A 20,563-nucleotide genomic window follows, 5' to 3' on the forward strand; every position below is an offset into this window, starting at 1 on the left:
AACCATCCACCACGAGGTCGAGGACCCCCTCGAAGGCCCCCGAACCCCGACCGCGACCACCGAACTGCTGCCCACGGCCACGGCCCGCCGCACCTGGGCGGTGTTCCTCCAAGGGCTGCGCGCCCGCCCCGGAACCTCCGCCCTGGCGCTGCTCACCGTCCTTGCCGGCAGCGCCGCCGGACTCGTCGCCCCCTGGGTACTGGGCGGCATGGTCGACGACATCAACGACGGCGCCGGGGCCGAGGCCATCCTGCGCTCGGCCGCGCTCATCGCCGCCGCCGCGGCCATCGGTGGCGTCCTCGTCGGACTGGGGGCCTGGCAGGTCAGCCGGCTCGGCGAGACCATCCTGGCCCGCCTGCGCGAACGCGTCATGCGCCGCGTCCTGCACATGCCCGCCGTCCGTCTGGAACGCGTGCGCATCGGGGACCTGCTCTCCCGCGTGGGCGACGACGTCGCCGTGGTCACCAACGCCATCGCCCGCAACGGTCCGGAGGTCGTCACCGCCCTGGCCACCGTCGTGCTCACCACCGCGGGCATGGCCGCCCTGGACTGGCGTCTGGGCCTGGCCGGACTGGCCGCCCTGCCGTTCTACGTGTGGGCGGTGCGCTGGTACATGCCGCTCTCGGGCCCCTTCTACGCCCGCGAACGCGTGGCCATGGGCGAGCGTTCGCACGCCATGATGGGCGCCCTACGCGGACGCGACACCGTGCGCGCCTACCGGCTGGAGGCCGAACACGAGGAACGCATCGCCGACCGTTCGCTGAGCGCCATGCGGCTCACCCTGGACGTGTTCCGCCTGTTCACCAGGCTCGGAGCCCGCATGAACGGCTCCGAACTGGTCGGCCTGGGCACCGTGCTCGTCGTCGGGTTCTGGTTGGTGCGCGGTGACCTGGCCACAGTCGGGATGGTCACCGCCGCCGCCCTGTACTTCCACCGGCTGTTCGGACCCGTCGGGTTCCTGGTGATGACCTTCAACGACGTCCAGCAGGCGGGGGCGAGCCTGGCCCGCCTGGCCGGGGTGGTGGACCTGCCGGAGGCGGAGGACCCCGGCGCCGAGGAGGGGCCGGCCGGGTCGTCCTTGCACGTGGACGCGGTGAGCCACGTCTACGCCACCGACGCGCCCAAGGCCCTGGACCGGGTCTCGCTCACCGTCGCCCCGGGCGAGCGCGTCGCCCTGGTGGGGGCCAGCGGCGCCGGAAAGACCACCCTGGCCGCCGTGGTCAGCGGCCTGCGCACACCCACTTCGGGCACCGTGTGCCTGGGCGGGATCCCCCTGGAGGAGATGGGGGAGCGGCGAGTGCGCGAGCACGTGTTCCTGGTCAGCCAGGAGACGCACGTGTTCGCCGGAACCCTCCTGGAGGACCTGCGCCTGGTCCGGGCCGAGGCCACCGCCGCCGAGGCCGAGGAGGCGTTGGAGACGGTGGGCGCCCTGGACTGGGTGCGCGCCCTGCCCGAGGGGATCGACACCGTGGTGGGCGAGGGCGGACACGCCCTCACCGCCGAGCAGGCCCAGCACCTGGCCCTGGCCCGGTTGGCGCTGGCCGACCCGGACCTGGCGGTGCTGGACGAGGCCACCGCCGAGGCCGGCAGCTCCGGCGCCCGTCGACTGGAGGAGGCCGCCGTGGCCGCCACCAAGGGCCGCACCACCCTGGTGGTCGCCCACCGGCTCACCCAGGCGGCCACCGCCGACCGGGTGGTCGTCATGGACCAGGGCCGGATCGTGGAGCAGGGGCCGCACGAGGAACTGGTCGCCCTGGAGGGCCGCTACGCACGTCTTTGGCGCAGCTGGCAACGCTGACCCGTGTCGATACCGCTCCGGCCCCGCGCTCAACCGAGCGCGGGGCCGGAGCGTGGGGTAAGACCCTCCAAGGACTCAGGCGGCGTTGGCGCGGCGCAGACGACGGCGACGCTCGGAGGTGCGCTCGTCCTCGTTCTGGCCGCCCCAGGTGCCGTACTTCTCCGGGCGTGAGACCGCGTGGTCCAGACAGGAGGTGCGCACCGGGCACCCCGCGCAGACCTGCTTGGCCCGGCGCTCACGCATCTCGCGCTGTGGCCAGGACTCCTCTTCGGGACCGAAGAAGAGCGCGAGGTCCTCGCCTCGGCAGGCTGCGGCGTCCTGCCACCCCCAGCTCGGGGTCGGGAGCAACGCGGAACGACGACGGGGCCGGGACATGTGGGAACCACCTTTTCGAACAACACAGGCCAAGAGGGCGATTACGGGTCACCGATGGCTGATCGCCGTGCGATCGCCAATACGCCGGAGGGACGCCTACGGCGCGAATATCGTGCGATGTGCGGGTGCGGAGAATGGCGGCCGCTGAGGCAGGTGCGGTCGGCGGGGATTTCTCACGCGAATCGGCGGCGGAAGTGGTGACGGCTTCCGCCCGCCTTGTGCCCGTCATCATGCCACCATTGCTTCGGGCTGTCCGGTCAATGCGCGATGGGTCGACCGAACGTTATGGAAATCTGACCTCGTGTGTCGAGCGCGTGGTGCCGAGTCGTATCAAGTCGACCGTTCCGGTCGATCGGGCTCAGGCGCTGACGGCCTCGCCGGTCGGATCGCTGCCGTCCTGGTTCAGCAGGTGGGCGCCGCCGACCGGGCCGCTGCTCCAACCGAGAAGACGCCAACCCGAGTCGGGGTCGCCCTCGATCTCGACCAGGCCGGTGTTGGCCAGCGGGGTGCGCGCGACCGAGGTGACGTCGATACCGGCGACGCGGGCGCAGGCCCAGGACCGGATCGCGGCGCCGTGGGAGACCACGACGACGTCCTCCCACCCCTGCTCGGCGATCCGACGCACCGCCTCGTCGTAGCGGTCGAAGAAGGCGCGCCCGTCCGAACCACCCGGCATACGCAGGTCCACGTCGCCGCGGGCCCAGGCGAACACCGTGTCCACGTAGGTCCGGTGCGCCGCCGGATCCGCGCCCATCTCCAGCGAGCCGGCCTCGACCTCGCTCACCCCCTCCATGATCACGGCCTCCTTGCCGAAGGCGTCGACCAGTGGAGCCGCGGTGAGGTGGGTGCGCAGCAGCGGAGAGACCACGAGCGCGTCGATCTCGCGCTCCTGGAGCGCGTTCGGCACCGCCGCGGCCTGCCGGTGGCCCAGGGTCGTGAGTCCAGGCCCGGGAGCGAGTGTGTCGAGGAGGCCGGCGACGTTCGAGGGGGTCTGACCGTGACGAAGAAGGGAAAGGCGCATGCCCCCATGGTCGGCCATCGGCGCCGCGAAACCCGAGTACGGGTGAGGTGGGTTTGGTCTCAGCCGCACGGTACCGATTCCACGGCCGAAGCTCCTGGTGTACGACTAGTATCTATGTTGTATCCAACCTGGGAGGTCTCGTGGGCGCGAGTGGTGTCGAAGGGCAAGTGCCGCTGGTCGGAGCGGCCACCGCCCCCGAATCGGCGGCGGGTCGGGCCTACACCGTGGTCCGCGACCGGATCCTCGACGGGGAGTACGAGGACGGCAGCATGCTCAGTGAAGGAGGGATCGCCACGGAACTGGGGATGAGTCGGACCCCGGTGCGCGAGGCCTTCCTGCAACTCCAGGCCGAGGGCTGGATGCGCCTGTACCCCAAGCGCGGTGCCATGGTCCGGCCGGTGCCGCCGCACGAGTTCCGCGAGGTGCTCCAGGCGCGCCAGATCATCGAGTCCGCCGCGGTCCGGAGCGTGTGCGTGTCCAAGAGCCGTTCCAAGCGCCTGGTGCGACGCCTGCGCGAGGTGACCGAAGCGCAAAGGCGTGCCTGGGAGGCGGACGACCTCGCCGCCTTCACACGCGCCGACGTCGAGTTCCACCGGGAGGTGGTCGCGGCCGGCGGAAACTCGATCCTCCAGAACTTCTACCAACTCCTCCAGGACCGCCACCGGCGGATGACCACGCAGTCGATCAGCGATGACACCGACCGGGCGGAACTCGTGCTCGCCCAGCACGCCGGGCTGACGGAGCTCATCGAGGCGGGCGACGCCGAGGGGTTCGCCCAGGCCACCGCCGAGCACCTGAACGACATCCACGGTTCCACCGTGTGACCCCCGCCCCCTGAACCCTCGGACACGAATCCGACCCCGACCCCCTCCCTGACCCCGAAACGCAGGAGGAAACAGCGACCATGGCCACGATCGAGGCCCACAGACCCCGGCCCGCACGCGATCGAAGGAACGCGGACGGGACCGCCCGACGTCGACTTCCCGGGTGGCTCGCCGCCTGCGGGATGCTCGTCGCCGTCGCCTGGGGCGGCAACGAGTTCACGCCGCTGCTGGTCATGTACCGCCTCGACAGCGGCATGAGCGTGCAGGTCGTGAACATCCTGCTCGGCGCCTACGTGCTGGGGATCGTGCCCGCGCTACTGGTCGGTGGCCCGCTGTCCGACCGTTACGGGCGCCGCCCCCTCATGATCCCGGCACCGATCCTGTGCGTGATCGGCAGCGCCCTGCTGGCCTCGGGCCCTGACTCGGTGGCCCTGCTGTTCGCCGGACGCGTGTTCTCGGGACTGGCGCTCGGCCTGGTGATGGCGGTGGGCACGAGCTGGGTCAAGGAACTGTCCCAGGCGCCGTTCGACCCCGAGGCGTCGGCGGGGGCCGGGGCGGTCCGGGCCTCGCTCTCGTTGACTCTCGGGTTCCTGTTGGGGGCCGTGGCCGCCGCCGCCATCGCCCAGTTCTCCCCGTTGTCGGCCGTCCTGCCGTACGTGGTCAACATCGTGCTCACCGTGATCCTGGCGGTGGTCATGCTGGGCGCCCCCGAGACCCACTCTCCACGGGCGCGTGGAGACGGTGCCGCTTCGGGGCGTCTCCTGGACGACATGCTGGTCCCGGCCGCGCTGCATCGCCGGTTCCTACTGGTGGTCGTGCCCATGGCACCGTGGGTCTTCGGCACCTCGGCCACCGCCTACGCGGTCCTGCCCAACCTGGTCGCCCACCGGGTGCCCGGCTACGAGGTCGGCTTCTCCGGACTGCTGTGCCTGGTGGCGTTGGCCTGCGGTGTCCTCAGCCAGCAGGCGGCCAAGTGGGTGGACAACCCGCACTCCTCCCGGGCGGTCGTGCTCGCCCTGGGACTGACCGCGCTCGGCATGGCCCTGGCCGTTCGGGCGGCGAGCACCCTGACCGTCCCGATGGCGCTGGTGGCCGCCGCGGTGCTCGGCGCCGCCTACGGGCTGCTGCTGGTCTCCGGTCTCCAAGAGGTCCAGCGCATCGCGGGGCCCGACCGGTTGGCCGGGCTCACCGCCGTCTACTACTCGCTCGCCTACCTGGGCTTCTTCGTCCCTGCGGCGTTGGCGGGACTGGCCCGCCGGTTCGACTACCCGACCATGTTCGCGGTCGGGGTCGCGCTCGCAATCCTGAGCGTCGTGGTGGTGGCGTTGTCGTGGCGCCGCCACCTGCCCACCGCACTCGACCCGGAGGACCTTCGAACGTCCCGGGTCTGACCCGGTCGGGTGTGGACGACCCCGGGCCGATGGACACATGGTCGCGTCCCCGGCCCAGGGCCGGGGGTTCAGGAGGTGCGGACGGGCAGGACGGACCAACCACTGGCCACGATGGAGGGCTCGCGCACGGCCTCCCCGGACAAGGCCAGACCGGGGAAGCGCTCGAAGAGCATCTCCAGGGCGGTCGTCCCCTCCAGACGGGCCAGACCCGCGCCCAGGCAGAAGTGCGGCCCGTAGGAGAACGCCAGGTGGCCGCGCTGCTCGCGGGTCAGGTCGAACCCCTCGGCGTCGGCACCGTGGTGCTTCGGGTCACGCCCGGCCGGGCCGAAGCCCATGAGCAGGGCCTCCCCGGCCGGCACGGTGACGCCGCCCAGGGTGACCTCCTCGGCGGTGTAGCGCAGCGGCAGGTACTGGATGCTCGCGTCCCAGCGCAGGGTCTCCTCCACCACGTCCGACCACGAGGCCCGGCCGGAGCGGACCAGTTCCAGCTGGTCGGGGTGGGTGAGCAGCGCGTACACGGAGTTGCCGATGAGGTTCATCGTGGTCTCGTAGCCCGCGCCGATCATCAAGATGAGCGTCCACACCAGTTCGCTCTGGGAGAGCCGCTCCTCGCCCTCGGCCCGCGCCTCCAACAGGGCGCTGGTCAGGTCGTCACCGGGGTTCTTCGCCTTGGCCGCGGCCAGGTCGGCCAGGAACGTCTGCATCTCGCCGTGGAGGCGGACGGCCTCTTCGGGGGTGGTGCTCGCGTCGAAGACCGTGTGCATCATCCGGTGCAGGACGTCCCGGTGCTCGGGGGCCACCCCGAACAGTTCGGAGATGACGGTGATGGGCAGTGGTAGGGCCAGTGCCTCCTTCAGGTCCACCGTCTCCGTCCCGGCCGCCGTGATCTCCTCCAACAGCTCGGAGGTGATCTCCCGGACCCGAGGCCGCAGCGCCTCCACCCGGCGCGGGGTGAACGCCTGAGAGACCAGTGTGCGCAACCGGCGGTGCCGGTCACCGTCGGCGGTGAGCATGTTGTCGGGCGCCACCCACGACACCAGCGGCCAGTCCATGGGGATCTCGCCGTCGTTCCACGCCCGCCAGTGCCGCAGCTCCTTGCGCACCCCGGGGTGGGCGAGCGCCTCGGTCAGCACCGCGTGGTCGGTCACCGCCCGAACAACCACCCCACCAACGATCTCCACCTCGACGACGGGTCCGAGCTCGCGGAGGCGGGCGGCCTGTCGGGGGAGGTCCTGGGGGAGGAGGACGGGGCGCTGTTCTGCCATGACGGGGTTCCCTTCGAAATGCCGGGTGTGAAGGTGACGGGCAGGGTGGACAGGGCTCGGGCGAACGGCGAGACCCGCCAGTGCGGGGTCGGATCGCTCGGCCGGAGTCGGGGCAGGCGCTGGACCAGTGACTGGACGGCGACCTCGGCGATGGCCTGGCCGAACCCGCGCGCGGGGCAGCGGTGCGGACCCACACCGAAGGCCAGGTGGGCACGGTTGTGCCGTTCGACGTCATCGGAGGCGCCGGCCATCGCGTGGTGCGCCGCGGCGTAACCGAGCAGGATCGGTTCTCCGGCCCTGATCACGCCGCCGCGCTCGACGGGAACGTCCCGGGTCGGGTACAGCACCGGGTAGTTGGTGATCGGTGGTTCGCGCCACAGCACCTGGTCCACGAGCTCGGCCACACCGACCCGGGTGCCGCCGAGGGCACTCGCGGTCTCGGGGTCGGTGAGCAGGACGTGCACGCTGGAGGCGACGAGGTTGGCGGTGGGTTCGGCGCCCGCACCGAAGGTCACCACCATCTGGTGCAGGATCTCCTCGTCGGAGAGCCCCGCCCGGTGCTGGAGAAGCCACGTGGTGATGTCCTCGCCGGGTTCGGCGTGCTTGGCGGAGACGGCGTCGGACAGGGCCCGCTCGTACTCCTGGTTGGCGCGCAGGACGTCGGTCCCGTCCCACAGTTCGCTGATGGAGGTGAGGACCCGTTCGGCCACGTCCCTGGAGAAACCGAACAGGTCGGCCATCACCATGAGGGGCAGCATCCGGGTGTACTCGGCGACCAGGTCGGCCTCGCCCTGTTCGACGAAGGCGTCGATGAGCGCGTCGGCGTGTCGTCGCGTGACGTCACCGACTCGGCTCTCGGGCACTCGCCCCAGGGAGTCCACCACGACCCGCTTGAGCCTGGCATGCTCCTCGCCGTCGGCGTACAACAGGTTGGGGCGGTGGGCCATCATCGCGGCGACGGGGGAGTCGTCGGGGACGCGGCCTTCTCTCCAGTCGCGCCAGAGCCGTGAATCGCGGCGGAAGGTCCGGGTGTCGCGGCACCAGGCCGTGATGGTGGCGTAGTCGGTGACGATCCATGCGTTGACGCCGGGGGCGATCTCCGCGGGGTGAACGCCGCCGTGCTCAGTGGTCAGGTGACGGTGGATCGTGTGGGGGGCGGCGTGGTACTCGGGATCGAACAATCGAGCGTGGGGGCAGGTGGTCACACGTGTCCTGAACTACGTGGGCGGCTGGTGGGCGGGACAAGTGTAAAGGGAGTTTCGGGATTTTTGTCCCATCCCGCGGGTGGTCCCGGAACCGGACACCACCCGTTCCGTTCGATGCGTTGGAATCCCTTGCGGCGTAGGGGTTTGCGTGTGGTGCAGGGTCCGTAGGATCGGAACATCCATGACACGCCGACCGACGATGGGACGCAATGAACGAAAAGGACACGGACATCGACACCACGGTTCCGCATTCGGCCCGGGTGTGGAACTACTGGCTCGGAGGTAAGGACAACTATCCGGTCGACCAAGAAGCGGGGGACCGGTTCCTGAAGGTCTTCCCCGGTATCGCTCGCATGGCGCGCTCCTCACGGTCCTTCCAAGGGCGCGCCGTCCGTCACCTCGCCGGTGAGCGCGGTATTCGCCAGTTCCTGGACGTGGGTACCGGGCTTCCCACCGCCGAGAACACCCACGAGGTGGCCCAGGCGGTGGCTCCGGACGCCCGGATCGTCTACGTGGACAACGACCCGCTCGTCCTCACCCACGCGCGCGCCCTGCTGACCAGCACGCCCCAAGGGCGGACCTGGTACGTGCACGAGGACCTGTACAAGCCCGAAGCCATCCTCGAACAGGCCGGACGACTGCTGGACCTGGAACGGCCGGTGGGCCTGATGCTGATGGGGGTCCTGGGGCACGTCCAAGAGTACGACGAGGCCGTCTCCATCGTGCGCCGGCTCTTGGCGGGCCTGCCCCCGGGCAGTCACCTCACCATCAGCGAGGGCAGCAACGTGCACAGCCAGGAGAACGTTCAGGCCCAAGACGAGTACAACGAGAGCGGCGCGGTCCCCTACATCCCGCGCAGCCCCGAACAGATCGCCGGATACCTGGAGGGTCTCGAACTCCTCGATCCGGGCGTGGTCTCGGTGACCCGCTGGCGACCCGCCGTCGCAGGTGACGAGGGACCCGCTGAGGTCGACCAGTACGGGGGTGTCGGTCGCAAGGTCTGACAGCTGGTAGGGGAGTGGGACGACCCGGCGGGGGTTCCGTCCTAGAGGTGGCCGGCTCTGGCGCCCTTTGGCGATGATCTTGCTCGTAGCGCCCATTTGGGCGCCCGAATGGGAGCTACAAGCAAGATCATCGCAGTTCAGAGCCGGATGTGGGCGGGGTCAGGCCGGGTCAGGGCTGAGGGGCGCGGGCGGTGGTGAGGAAGGCGTCCCACTCGGAGGAAGAGAAGGGGATGTGGCCGTTGGCGGGGTGCTTGGAGTCGCGGATGACTGCGCCGCAGGGGAGTTCGGCCACCTCGACGCAGTTCTGGCCAGCGCCGCTGTAGCTGCTCTTTTGGAATTTGGTGGGGGTGTGTGCAACCTCTACGCACTCCGCGCGGTCGCCGCTGTAGCTGGACTTGAAGAAGGTCAGATCGTCAGTCGTGGACATGCTGTGTGTACGACTCCAGGGTCTGCTGTAGGAACTGAATACTCTCCGCTGGGCGGTGAGCGGCTGCGTTCAGGTTAGAGAAGATCGTTACATATCGCTGTACTGAGGCACTCTCTTGGACAAAGAGGCTGTCCGTCGAGGTCTCGGTGTAGACGATGCTCGGATCGAGCTCGCTAGGGAAGTCCAGGAGAAAGAACGACCCGGATAGCGCTGCATGCATACCAGCCTGAAACGGCAAGACCTGGATGTTCACGTTATGACGCATCGCCATGTTGATCAGGTGCTGAAGTTGTTCCTGCATCACGGACAGGTCGCTCACCTGCCGGTGGAAGGCTGCTTCGTCGATCACCGCCCACAGGTGTAGCGGATTGTGTCTGGAGAGAACGTGCTGACGCTGGATACGAGCGTCGACATGGCGCCTGACTTCTTCATCTGTGTAGGCACCTCCGCCACGGAAGACGGCTTCAGCGTAGTCCGGCGTCTGAAGCAGGCCGGGGATGACCTGGCACTGATACATGCGGATCATCGAAGCCTCAACCTCGAAGTCTGGCAGGGCGTTACCGCCGAACACATCCTTGTACTTTGACCACCAGCCCTTCTCCTTCGACTCCTGAGCCAGTTCTTGGAGGGCGGCGCGTATGTCAGCGGAAGCTCCATAAAGCTCAGCGAGTGCATCGATGTCGCGGGGCTTGACGCGGCGGGCTTCAGCGGACTCGATGTTGCTCAGTGTGGAGGGAGGGACGGAAGCTTCCTTGGCGGCTGCGGAGAGTTGGAGGCCGCGATCCTCTCTCAAGCGGCGGAGTTCCCGGGCGAGCCTTTGTCGTCGCACGGTGGGACTGATCGGATGGTTCATGGGGGAAGCCTATCCAGAAAGTTTTCGTATATCGAGTTTTAGTATTGACAGCATGTATATCGCGATTCATGATGGGGGTGTAGTCAGTGACCAATGGATCACTCAGGGTTCATCTGTCCAGGCTATGCCTTGCCCGTTCCGCGCGTCACGGCCTCCGTGAGACTCCTTCAACGGGTGCTTCGCACGATCCCCCGACTCATGTGTCCAACCATGCCAAGGAGTGTGTTCGTCATGCCTGAAACCGCCTTCGCGCCCACCGTCCCGGTCCCGGTCCCGGGAGAAGCCATGGTGCCGTTGGCCAGCTTCATCCGGCCCTTCCAGCGCCACTACTTCTCCGGTCTCCCGGAGCGTCCCAACTACCGGGCGCGCAGCTACGACTTCGCCGGCGTCCCTGCCCTTATGCCGCTGGTGCGGGCGTTCCTGGACACCTGCGCGGCCACCGAAACAGGCGACTACCGGTACCTGTTCACCCTGCTGGGCAGCGAACTCGCCAACAACGCGCTCCGACACAGCCTGTCCGGACAGCCCGGCGGCACCTACACCCTGCGGGTGCGCCGCGACAAGGAAGGACTCCGCCTGGCCTGCCGCGACCGGGGCGGGCTGTGCACCCGCAACGCCCGCCTGATCCCGGCCCCGGGCGGGCTGAACCTGGGAGCCGAATCCGGGCGGGGCCTGGCCATGGTCGATGCCTTCGCCACCACCTGGGGCGACAACGGCAACGCCGAGTACCGCACCGTCTGGCTCTACCTGGCCTACGACCTGACCGCCGGCGGCTGGAACACCGCCGCCCACAACTGATCGACGTGTCGCAGACATGAGACGGGCCCAGGAGAGCGCGCCAACGCTCTTCCGGGCCCTGAACCCCCAGAAACCAAACAGAGCATGTGTCAGGAAAACGAGGATCTGATGAACCACCCTATCCCCGCACCCCGTCGCCCCGTGGACACCCGCCCCACCAACTCCACCGGCACGACCTTCACCCCCACCCCACCGCGCCCGACACCCACCACCGGCCCGGCCTGCGCTACCTGCACCCACCGCACCTGCCGCACCCAACGCGCCCGCACCCTGCCCCGCCTGGGCGGACACCGCTCCGAGTACGCCCGCGAACACGCCCAAGCCGCTCAGATCCAGGCCCAGAACAGCCACCTGCTCATCTACTTCGGCGAAGCCACCCAGTCCTTCTAGATCGCCACCCCCTCCGGCCTGGCCGAGGTGCCCGACGCCGCGACCCTCGCCCGACTTCTGACCCTCGACCCCGTTCCTACGGCCCTACCTGAATCCGACGAACCCGAACCTGAACCCGGTCCTGATCTGACCCTCCCCGTACCCGGGCCGGGCGATGCCGGCGCGCATCACCCGGCCCGGGGAAAGCCCGGGGCATCCCGTTGTACCGGCCACCATCTCGCACCCTGAATCAGGGTGCCGTCAGAAGCAGCCCAGATATGGGACGACCTCACGAGGCCAACAACAGGCGGCCCTGATCTCGCGGTGGTTTCGTGATGCCACGGCCATCGATGCTCTGTCCAGGGACAACCACATCTCCCAAGCCACCGGCTACCGCTGGATCGTTGATGGAGGTTTGGTGTCCTGGTCAGTCGTCGTAGGCGATCAGCGACCGCTTGACCGGGGCACCGGTCAGCCAGTTGTGCCAGATCGATGCGTTTAGCGCGCAGATTTTCTGGCACACCCGGGCCCACAACCCCTCGGTGGTCCGGGCACGGTGCCGCTCCAGGCCGAGCTGGTCCTTCAACGTCTAGATGATCGCCTCGATGCACTGGCGTAGCCAACCGGGAACCCCCCGAAGGGACCTGACCACGTTTCCTCTCCGGCCCCAGAACCCGGTCACCTACCCGAAGGGCTTTCGGGATCAGCCAAGACTGACGGCGAGCGAGTAGAGGCGGGTCGTCTGAGCGTCGCGCCCGTTGTTGTCGGAGACGAGATAGAGGGTGCGCCGGCCCTTGTACGGCCCTTCCTCCACCTCAGGGCCCAGAGCCATGCCCTCGACGTTGTCCAGGATCTGGTTCGGCTGGGTCTGCTTGGAGACGATATCGCCCTCGGGGCAGTCAGCCATGTCGAAGAGGAGTTTCTTCTGCGTGAGTAGGTCGACGGTGTCCTTGCGCAGAGCCATGCCGGTCACGTCTGGTGACTCGCCGAGGTCCACTTCATAGACGCGGATGCTACTCCCAAGCCCGGTGAGGTGGCCACGTTCGAGGGCGAGCAGGCGGTTCTCGTCGATCGCGACCAGCTCCACGAGATAGAGGCCCACTTCTGTCCGGTATCCGTACTGGCTGTCGAGCTCGTATTCGCCTCCGGGCTCGCCCCGATAGCGCTGGACACGTAGTTGGTGGCGTCCGTGTACGTCTTCGTCACTGAGTAGTGGGCCCTCCAAAGCCGTGTACAGGTAGTCCCCGTCGGGGGTAACGGTGAGGGATTCGAGATTGCGCCCGCGTTGCGCTTCTCCGTCCGGGGCGGGACGGAAACTTTCTGGGAGAGGGAGCTGGTCGCCTATCTGCTTGCCGTCATCGATTCCGAACCGGCGGATGGAGGGTTGGCCCTCCGCGGCGACCAGGATGGTTTCGCCGCCATTTTCGATGACCAACCCCTCGCCGTCGAATTCGTCGAACTGCTCGCCGTCCGGCCCGTACAGCGCCGTCATGCCGGTGACAGTGGGCTCCAGGTCCTCTGCGTCTCCGAGTGTGAGGGTGAAGAACTGGGCGGGCTCATTGTCGCGGAGGACGAGTGCCTGGGAGTCGTCCCCTGTGAGGGCGAGGGCGGAGAGGCCTGCGACCGGACTCCCCATGTACTCGTTCTGGGGTGGCTGATCGAGTTCATCCGAGACAGCGAGGAGTTGTGCCCGACCCTCCTCATCACAGGGGCCGGGGATCGGTGCGGTACCGGAGAGCGGATCGTTCCATTCGCGCACTTGATAGCCGCTCACAACCCCAAGAGCGAGACCGAGGAGCAAGGCGGTGGTGGCTGCGATGAACATCGTGCGGCGTGACGCGGTCGCGGCGGGCTGCGGGCCGGGAGGCGGGTTCTGCCGGTTGCGGACGAAGAATAGGTTTCCAACACCGTTCTCATCCAGTCGTTGTGGCTCAGGAAGGCCTTTCTTGAGCAGTCTCCTTTTGAGCAGGGCATAGACCTGGTTGAGAGTGAGTAGTTCTTCTTGCCTGACCTCAGGATCACCGTGGGCGAGAACATCGATGAGTGCCCCGGTGAAGGCGGTGTGTACAGATCGCGGAGGAGCCTCGGCCTTCTCCTTGTCAGTGGTGGAGGTCAGTACGTAAGAACCTTCGATCTCGACCTGCCGTTTGTCCGGAACGGTCGTTCCGGCGCCGGCCATCGCTCCGTCCAGCGCTTTGCCGCTGTAGCAGCAGTCAAGGATCACGATTCGCCGTTTGACGCTTTCTCTGGAATCCCTGAGAATCTCGCGGAGTACCCCATATGTGAGCGAGGTTTCCCTGTGACCGTGCACCGAAGTCGTGAGTGTCAGAAAGAGTTGGTCGTCACCGAACTCCAAGAGACCGTGTCCGGCGTAGTAGACAAGTAAGGTGTCTTCGGCCTGCTCTGCGGCTTCACGCACGGGACCGGTCAGATCGCCCGCTCGGGAGGGGTTCCGCACCACCCAGATCCGATCATTGGGGATTCCCCAGATGTCCGGGTCCGTCAAGATGCCTTTGAGGTCATCCAGATTCCGTTCCACGGACCTCAGGATCGGCAGATCCTGATAGTCATCGACTCCGATCAGGATGCACGCCGACCGTGTCGGATCCAGCCGACCTGGCCCGTTCTCCGCCGTGTCCAGCGGCTCCGAGGGCGTCTGTGCCGTCATTCCTCTTCCTCCCCTTCCTCCCCGGGGTCGTCCTCCTCGCTCAGTTCTTCGAGGGCACGTAGAACCGTGGACATGTCACGGAGCTCTACCTCGGTGAGGGTGATCTTGATGTCACCTCGCTCAAGCGTGAACGAGCAACGCGAGGGGTAGGCGCGGCGCCAGGACGCGATCGCCACGGCGAGCGCACCGTATTGGGCCACGGCGTCGAAGGCGAACTGGACAATTTCAAAGGTACCGCCCATGGTGTCCGGTCGTTCGGGGGTTTCGACCGTTTGTTCCATCGCGATGCCCGCGGTGCGCAGTTCTCCCCCCTTCGCCTTCAACCAACGATGTAGCGATGTGAGCTCGGTGATGTTGTTCGGACCGTGAACTGACAGTTGGACGTTCATGCCGTACCCCATGGATTCTGGTTCGGTGCTGAGTGTCTACATCGCTGGTCTGAGCTGGACCAGGGCCGAAAGTGGGAGGGCTGAGGTGGAAGCTGCCGGAACCGATGGCTACCTTCACAACGAAGGAGGCCGTACCTACGTTCCCTGACTCCAGGATACGGAGAAACAACGCGGGAATCGGATCCTTCATGAAGGAGAGTGATAGAAATTGGCGTGCGGCTGTTTTGGTTCTATTGTTTGAGTGCTTCTTGGGGTCCGTAACGGAAGGAGTGGTCCGAAAAATCTCTTGTGAGTCAGGGGGCTCATGTGTAAGCCGTTGTTCACTCCTCCCGCTGCTCGGAGTACTCGCCCGCCCATTCCAGGAGGGGGATGAGCAACGCGGTCACCTCTTCGCCGGGGGCGGTCAGTCCGTACTCCACGTAGGGCGGGACCACCGGGCGCGAGTCACGATGGACCAGGCCGTCCGCCTCCAGGGTGCGCAGCGTCTGGGCGAGCATCTTCTCGCTGATGACGGCGATGCCGTGGCGCAGTTCGCTCCACCGGCGCGGCCCCTCGGACAGGGCGACCAGGACCAGCAGCCCCCACTTGCCGGTGACGTCGCGGATCAGGGCGCGGGAGGGGCAGTCGCTGCTCAGGATGGGGCCCCCGATCAGGGGAAGCGCGCGCCGGCCCACGGCCTCTTCTTCGGTTTCCGTTCGACTCATGATCACAACTTACCAAAAGGTGCGTACCCCACCCAAGGAATGTGGTGTCGGCCGGTGCCGTTGTCGATCGACAGGACACACCGTCCCCAACCGTCACAGAACAGAGGAACAGCATGTCCGTCGTCGTCACCGGTGCCACCGGCCACCTGGGCCGCCTCGTCGTCGAATCCCTCCTGGAGCGCGGCCTGCCCGCGGGTGAGATCACCGCGACCGGCCGTGACACCACCAAGCTGGCCGACCTGGCCGAGCTCGGTGTCGCCACCGCGCGCGCCGACTTCGAGGACCCCGCCTCCCTGCGCGCCGCCTTCGCCGGGGCCGACACCCTCCTACTGGTCTCCGGCAGCGAGGTCGGCGAGCGCGCCCGCCAGCATCGCAACGCCATCGAGGCCGCCAAGGAGGCCGCTGTGGGCCACATCGCCTACACCAGCGTCCTTCGGGCCGACCGGAGCGCACTGTCCCTGGCCCCCGAACACAAGGCGACCGAGCAGATCCTCGCCGAGTCCGGTCTGCCCCACACGCTGCTGCGCAACGGCTTCTACAGCGAGGTCTACGTCAATCAGTTGGAGCAGGCGCGCGAGCACGGTGCCGTGGTCGGCAGCGCGGGTGAGGGACTCCTGTCCAGTGCCTCGCGGGCGGATTACGCCGAGGCCGCCGCCGTGGTCCTGCTCGACCCCGCCGCGCACGCCGGCGCCGTATACGAGCTGGCCGGTGACCAGGCCTGGACCTACACCGACCTGGCGGCGGCCATCGGGGAGGTCCTGGGTCGTGAGGTCGCCTACAACGACCTGAACGAGGAGCAACACCGCAAGGTGCTCACCGGAGCGGGCCTGGACGAGGCCACGGCGGAGTTCGTCGTCGGCCTGGACACCTCCGCCCGGGAGGGTGAGCTGTACGGCGAGCCGGGCCATCTGTCCAAGCTGATCGGCCGGCCCACCACCCCGATCGTGGACACCCTGCGCGCCGGCGCCTGATCCACGTCAGCCCGACCGGGGCCGCCCCGGAACGACGTCCTTCCGGAGCGGCCCCGGTCAGGCGGGGGAGGGGACCTCGGTGCGGGAGCGGTGGAGTTCCAACAGGAGCCGGGTGGTGTCGGCGTCGCGCTCGACCCCCGGGCGCCCCCGTCCCCGCAGCAGGTCGATGGCCTCCTCCACCCGTCCCGACTCGGCCAGGTGGCGGGCCAGCCGCCGCCTGGCCCTGACGTCGTTCCGCGCCAGGCGGCGCAGCCGGCGCACCCGCCCCAGGCGCGCGTAGGCGTCGGCCAGCGCGGCGCCGATCTCCTCGGCGCGGTGATCGAAGCCCAGTTCGAGGGTGCGCAGCGCGCGATCGGGGTGCCCATCGGCCGTCTGGGCGTCGGCCAGGGTCAACGCCGCGCCCGCGTCACCCTGCTTGGCGCGCCGCTCCAACTCCTGCCACCGGCCCAGGTCGCGCAGGACCACGGCGAGCCGACGCCCGGCCCACTCGCGCCCACGGTCGGCCTGACGACGCAGCTCCGGCAAGGCCGCCTCCGGCCTGCCATCGCCCAGGTGCAGGTCGATGATCTTGGCGTCGATGCTCCACAGGTGCGTGCCGACCTGTTCGCGGTGCCGATCCTTGATCTCCTCCAAAACCTGGACGGCCTTCTCGGTGTCGCCCGCGCGGGCGTACAGGTCGGCCTGGCCCAGGAACGCCCAACAGTGCTCCCTGACCTGGTAGGACTCCAGGACCCGGGCGGCGCCGGCCAGGTCCCCGCGGGCGATGAGCGCCGGGGCCAGACGCTGGGCCGACCACCAGTCACCCCGCTCCGCACGGGCGGTTAACGCCGACAGGTTCCCCTCCTTGGCGAGCGAGGACGCCAACCGTTCCGAACTCCACCAGTCGCCCTCGGCCGCACGTACGGCCAGCCCCTCCAGGTCGCCGCGCTCGGCCAGCAGCGCCGCCAGGTTGTGCGCGGCGTGCCAGCGGGGCGCGTCGGCCAGGGCCGAGGTTCCCAACCGCTCCAGCGCGTGCGCGGCGGTCCACAGCGCTCCGTCCGGCACATGGTGCAGGGTCGGCAGCCGCGCGACCTGGGCGGCCGGATCCTCCCACCCGCCGCGGTCGGCCATGGTGGCCAGTTCCCCGGTGGCGCCACAGGCGGACAGGGCGTCGGCCAACCGTTCGGTGACGACGTGGTCACCGGTGGCCGCCAACAGGCGCACCTGGTCGAGTTCGCCGCGTTCGACGAGGTCGTCGGCCCACCGAATGCGTGCCGGGTGGCTGCCCTCGCGCGCCAGGTCGCGCAGCCGCCGTCGCCCGCCGCGTTCGGTGAGCACGTCGGCCAACCTGACCTCGGCGGTGGAGCTCTCCCGTTCGGTGACCAACCGGTGCAGCGCCTCCACGTCACCGCGCTCGGCGTACAACTCGACGAGGTTGTGCAACTCCACGCTCTCGTCCAGGCGCCGCCCCTGGGGGTCTCCGCCCTGCCCCGCCGCCCCGTACAGGCTCTGGACGTGCGCGGTCAGCCGGGCGATCTCGACGTCGTCGGCGAGGTGGTCGCGAACCAGGGGGTGATGGAACCACCAGGCCGACCCGTGTCCGCGCACCAGGCCTGCCTCGCCGAGCCGGTCGACGAATCGGTCCAGCCGCAGGGGCAGCCGCCCGCGCGCGGCCAGGAGCAGGTGGCTCACCCGGAAGCGGAACCAGGGCCACAGCCCGAACGGGTGGGCACAGGTGAGCGCGCACACCAGGAACGCCGAACAGGCGACCGACAGGGGACCGGCCACGCTCGGGACGGCCCAGGCGGCGACCGCGAAGCACACCCCGCCGAACAGACCGAACCCGAGACCGAGCCGCAGGGCGGCGGCCGGCGCGTCGCCGGGACCGACGTCGATCGGAGGACCGTTGCGGGGCCGGTTCAGCAGGCCCTGGACGAACCCGAGCACGACACCGAACAGGGCACCCAGCAGCGGCCCCATCGTCCCGCCGACCACCGCGACGCCGACGAGGGTTCCGTACGTCAGGGCCGAGAGCGCGTGCGCGGGGCGATCCCACTCCATCCCCCGGGTGTTGTCCTTCGGGTGCCCCTCCGTGCACAGGTCGGTGTTGCGCCACAACGGGGAGAACACGCCCAGGGCACCGAGGACGAGGAGCGCGGCCAGCGCGATCGGAGACTCGGGGGAGGCGCCGACGGCGCCCGTGCCCAGGACCGGGGCGGCGAGCGCGGCGATGGTCACCGCCGTCAGGGCGGGCAGCAGGGCGTGGGTGAACCACCGGGGCACCAGCCCGACGTGCATGCGCCACCAGTGGAAGCGCTGCCGCCCGGTGAAGTACAGGTGGTAGGCCAGGTGCGCCGCCCACCCGCGGGCGCGCCCCGGGTCGATGTCGTCGTCATCGAAGGCCTGTCGGAGGCGTTCGTGGACCAGGTGGCGCAGCGGGGAGGAGCGTTCGGCGACCTCCGCCAGTTCGGCCGGTTCGGTGCCCGGTGAGCGATGGACGACGCGGGCCAGGTCCAGGGCCAGGGGCGAGCGCAACGCGTGGGCGAGGGGGCCGCGGCGGTGGTGTTCGAGCCGCTCCACGACCGGTGCCCACCGGGGCTCGTCGACGGCGATGCCCGGGGCGGGTTCGGTGTCGGTGAGGAGGTCGAGCGCTTCGGAGGGCTCGACCGGGGCGAGCGTGATCCGGGCGAAGCCGGGCAACGCGTGGGGCGAGAGCCGTTCGAGGGCCGCGAACTCCCGTGTGCGACAGGTGAGGACCACAGGGGCGCCGAGGGCGCCGAAATCCTCGATGGCGGCCAGGGCGGTGGGACGCCAGGCCGGTCGGACCCGGTCCAGGCCGTCCAGAACCACGAGGACGCGCCCTTGGTGGATGAGCGTGTGGAGTTCCCGCTCCGAGGGCGGATCGGTGCCGGGATGGAACCCGCGACGGGTGGTCCGGGCGGCGTGCAGGGCCACGTCCTCGTTTGCCTCGGGGTTCCAGACACCCAGGTCCAGGACGAGCGCGTGCCGTTCGGGGTCGCGTCGGGCGAGCCGTCGGGCCAGGGTGGTGGCCAGGTAGGACTTGCCGGAGGCGGGTTCGCCCAGCACGAGCAGGTGGGGACGATCGAGGTCCTCGAACACGGCGTCGATGTCGTGGAGGGAACCCTCGCGGGCGGATTCGTCCGGAGAGGTGAAGACGGAACGGAGCGGGTGGGCCGGTGCGGGCCCGGGATGGTGCGGCCCGAGGCCTTCCGGCTCTCGTGGGCGGTCGTCGGTATCGGCACCGGCCCGCGGCGACCGGCGCGGGCCCACGACGGCCCAGGCCGTGTAGGCCGCCACCGCGGCCGCGGCGACCCACACGGCGGGTTCGCCACCGGGTGTGATGGCCTCCCCCTCCAAGAGGAAGGGGCCGGCCGTGAGGACACCCGCGAGGATCGCGCCGAAGGCGATCCGGGTCTTCTTCCCCGCTTCGCGCATGGGGCACATTATGTACCGATCGAGGCGACCCTATCGGGGTGGTTCCGATTATTGGTCGCACAATCGCGACCTAGCGTGGTGCGGAGGTCATGGGTGGGACTTCTGGGGCGCGAGTTCCCTTTTCGGCGGTGGACGATGCTTCGTCCGAGGACGTTTCGGACTCAGCACTCCGGTGGAAAGTCGTCGGGGCTGATGACGGTTCCCTCGTCGCTTTCGTGGGTGCCCAGGAGCACCCCGTCCTCGGCGGCCAGGGTGTCGGTGTCGAAGCGCAGGGACGCGATGTCGTTCTCCCGGTCGTCCTCCGCCCCCTTCGCCGAGGTCACGCCCAAGGTGTACTCGGTGTCCGCGCCCTCGGGGACGACCCGGTAGGCGGGAGCCCCTGATTCGTCGGTGATGTCCCAGGCCTCGCCGGGGGCGGACAGGTCCACCTCCACCGGGCTCTCCGAGAACTCCTCGTTGGCGGTCAGCCGCCACCGGTGATCCTCCGAGGACAGGTCGATGCGCGCGGGAGGGCTCTCCCCGCACCAATCGATCAGGATGACGGGGAAGTGGTGGCGGGCGGAGAAGTGGCCGGTGGCCACGGCCCCCACGGCACCGCCGTCGGCGCCGCACGAGGTCAGCAGCAGGGCGGTCAGCGGCAGGGCGGCCAGTCGTGGTGTGGTGGCTCTGTCGATGGCGGACATGCCGCGATTGTGCCAAGGTTCGTGCCCCCGAGGTGGGCCGGTTCCGGCGCGCGGTGCCGCCCTCGCGAGGGAGAGCACAGGTCAGGGTGGGCCTGGGTGCCGTTCGTGATGTGGGGTCGGCTTCGGCGTGTCTTCCGGAGACCTTCCCGGCCATGCCCTTCCGTGTGCCCGGGGAAGACGTGAACGAGAAAAGGATATTCGGTATTTTGTGGGTCGAATGTCCAATAATTCGGACTGAGTGGTCCGATGTTCTGATCCGGTCGATCGGAGCGTTATCGAAAGGTCGCGTGAAGTTTTGTCTCGGTGATCGAGTCTCCTGTCAGGTCACGCCTCGGATTCGGATTCGTCCGCCTCTTGACCCTGATCGACCTGGATGCGAAAGA

General features: G+C 68.8%; 17 protein-coding genes and 2 pseudogenes. 7 read left to right on the plus strand and 12 right to left on the minus strand.

The window, feature by feature from the left end:
- Nucleotides 1-4 precede the first annotated feature (4 nt).
- The gene (locus ABZ717_RS14360) at nt 5-1,798 is read left to right on the plus strand and encodes an ABC transporter ATP-binding protein (RefSeq protein WP_358509717.1); all 1,794 of its coding nucleotides are present in this window, start codon (nt 5-7) and stop codon (nt 1,796-1,798) included.
- 75 nt (nt 1,799-1,873) lie between these two features.
- Here ABZ717_RS14360 and ABZ717_RS14365 read toward each other — a convergent pair whose 3' ends face one another.
- Together ABZ717_RS14365 and ABZ717_RS14370 are read right to left on the minus strand one after the other, a co-directional pair.
- On the minus strand, nt 1,874-2,173 hold the full coding sequence (locus ABZ717_RS14365; protein WP_358509580.1) for a WhiB family transcriptional regulator: 300 nt from the start codon (nt 2,171-2,173) through the stop codon (nt 1,874-1,876).
- A gap of 358 nt (nt 2,174-2,531) precedes the next feature.
- Nucleotides 2,532-3,194, minus strand: a complete 663-nt coding sequence (locus ABZ717_RS14370) for a histidine phosphatase family protein (protein WP_358509583.1) — start codon at nt 3,192-3,194, stop codon at nt 2,532-2,534.
- A gap of 140 nt (nt 3,195-3,334) precedes the next feature.
- Between ABZ717_RS14370 and ABZ717_RS14375 the strand changes: the two genes are divergently transcribed.
- Nucleotides 3,335-4,018 carry a GntR family transcriptional regulator gene (locus ABZ717_RS14375; protein ID WP_358509586.1) on the plus strand — a complete coding sequence of 228 codons (684 nt, stop codon included), beginning with the start codon at nt 3,335-3,337 and terminating at the stop codon, nt 4,016-4,018.
- 80 nt (nt 4,019-4,098) lie between these two features.
- Complete coding sequence (locus tag ABZ717_RS14380; protein ID WP_358509589.1) at nt 4,099-5,409, plus strand: MFS transporter; 1,311 nt, start codon at nt 4,099-4,101, stop codon at nt 5,407-5,409.
- 68 nt (nt 5,410-5,477) lie between these two features.
- Here the strand turns inward: ABZ717_RS14380 and ABZ717_RS14385 are convergent, their stop codons facing one another.
- Complete coding sequence (locus tag ABZ717_RS14385) at nt 5,478-6,572, minus strand: cytochrome P450 (RefSeq protein WP_358509592.1); 1,095 nt, start codon at nt 6,570-6,572, stop codon at nt 5,478-5,480.
- Nucleotides 6,554-7,879 carry a cytochrome P450 gene (locus ABZ717_RS14390; protein WP_358509594.1) on the minus strand — a complete coding sequence of 442 codons (1,326 nt, stop codon included), beginning with the start codon at nt 7,877-7,879 and terminating at the stop codon, nt 6,554-6,556. Before ABZ717_RS14390 ends, ABZ717_RS14385 begins: the two co-directional genes overlap by 19 nt.
- Nucleotides 7,880-8,088: 209 nt before the next feature.
- Between ABZ717_RS14390 and ABZ717_RS14395 the strand changes: the two genes are divergently transcribed.
- Nucleotides 8,089-8,883, plus strand: coding sequence for an SAM-dependent methyltransferase (locus tag ABZ717_RS14395; RefSeq protein ID WP_358509597.1), 795 nt, complete (start codon nt 8,089-8,091; stop codon nt 8,881-8,883).
- A gap of 169 nt (nt 8,884-9,052) precedes the next feature.
- Here ABZ717_RS14395 and ABZ717_RS14400 read toward each other — a convergent pair whose 3' ends face one another.
- Entirely contained in the window at nt 9,053-9,310 is a 258-nt protein-coding gene (locus ABZ717_RS14400) for a DUF397 domain-containing protein (protein WP_358509600.1), read from the minus strand.
- Nucleotides 9,297-10,163 (minus strand): helix-turn-helix transcriptional regulator, encoded by an 867-nt coding sequence (locus tag ABZ717_RS14405; protein WP_358509603.1) that lies wholly within the window; start codon nt 10,161-10,163, stop codon nt 9,297-9,299. The genes ABZ717_RS14400 and ABZ717_RS14405 overlap by 14 nt, the downstream gene beginning before the upstream one ends.
- A gap of 231 nt (nt 10,164-10,394) precedes the next feature.
- Between ABZ717_RS14405 and ABZ717_RS14410 the strand changes: the two genes are divergently transcribed.
- The gene (locus tag ABZ717_RS14410; RefSeq protein WP_358509606.1) at nt 10,395-10,961 is read left to right on the plus strand and encodes an ATP-binding protein; all 567 of its coding nucleotides are present in this window, start codon (nt 10,395-10,397) and stop codon (nt 10,959-10,961) included.
- Between the two features lie 108 nt (nt 10,962-11,069).
- Nucleotides 11,070-11,348: pseudogene (locus ABZ717_RS14415) on the plus strand (hypothetical protein); the annotation flags it as partial.
- A gap of 409 nt (nt 11,349-11,757) precedes the next feature.
- Here the strand turns inward: ABZ717_RS14415 and ABZ717_RS14420 are convergent.
- From ABZ717_RS14420 to ABZ717_RS14435, 4 genes and pseudogenes are all read right to left on the minus strand, one after another.
- Nucleotides 11,758-11,955: pseudogene (locus tag ABZ717_RS14420) on the minus strand (hypothetical protein); the annotation flags it as partial.
- Nucleotides 11,956-12,033: 78 nt separating this feature from the next.
- Entirely contained in the window at nt 12,034-13,998 is a 1,965-nt protein-coding gene (locus tag ABZ717_RS14425; RefSeq protein WP_358509608.1) for an esterase-like activity of phytase family protein, read from the minus strand.
- Nucleotides 13,995-14,387, minus strand: coding sequence for a hypothetical protein (locus tag ABZ717_RS14430; RefSeq protein WP_358509611.1), 393 nt, complete (start codon nt 14,385-14,387; stop codon nt 13,995-13,997). Before ABZ717_RS14430 ends, ABZ717_RS14425 begins: the two co-directional genes overlap by 4 nt.
- A 320-nt stretch (nt 14,388-14,707) precedes the next feature.
- Nucleotides 14,708-15,091 carry a winged helix-turn-helix transcriptional regulator gene (locus ABZ717_RS14435; RefSeq protein ID WP_358509614.1) on the minus strand — a complete coding sequence of 128 codons (384 nt, stop codon included), beginning with the start codon at nt 15,089-15,091 and terminating at the stop codon, nt 14,708-14,710.
- 113 nt (nt 15,092-15,204) lie between these two features.
- Between ABZ717_RS14435 and ABZ717_RS14440 the strand changes: the two genes are divergently transcribed.
- Complete coding sequence (locus tag ABZ717_RS14440; protein ID WP_358509617.1) at nt 15,205-16,062, plus strand: SDR family oxidoreductase; 858 nt, start codon at nt 15,205-15,207, stop codon at nt 16,060-16,062.
- A gap of 57 nt (nt 16,063-16,119) precedes the next feature.
- On the opposite strand, the gene ABZ717_RS14445 is transcribed toward ABZ717_RS14440, so the two are convergent.
- Both ABZ717_RS14445 and ABZ717_RS14450 read right to left on the minus strand, forming a co-directional pair.
- Complete coding sequence (locus tag ABZ717_RS14445; protein ID WP_358509619.1) at nt 16,120-19,497, minus strand: hypothetical protein; 3,378 nt, start codon at nt 19,495-19,497, stop codon at nt 16,120-16,122.
- Between the two features lie 161 nt (nt 19,498-19,658).
- Entirely contained in the window at nt 19,659-20,180 is a 522-nt protein-coding gene (locus tag ABZ717_RS14450) for a hypothetical protein (protein ID WP_358509622.1), read from the minus strand.
- Between the last annotated feature and the right edge of the window lie 383 nt (nt 20,181-20,563).

This window comes from Nocardiopsis sp. NPDC006832, from assembly GCF_040635885.1.
Classification (GTDB): Bacteria; Actinomycetota; Actinomycetes; order Streptosporangiales; family Streptosporangiaceae; genus Nocardiopsis.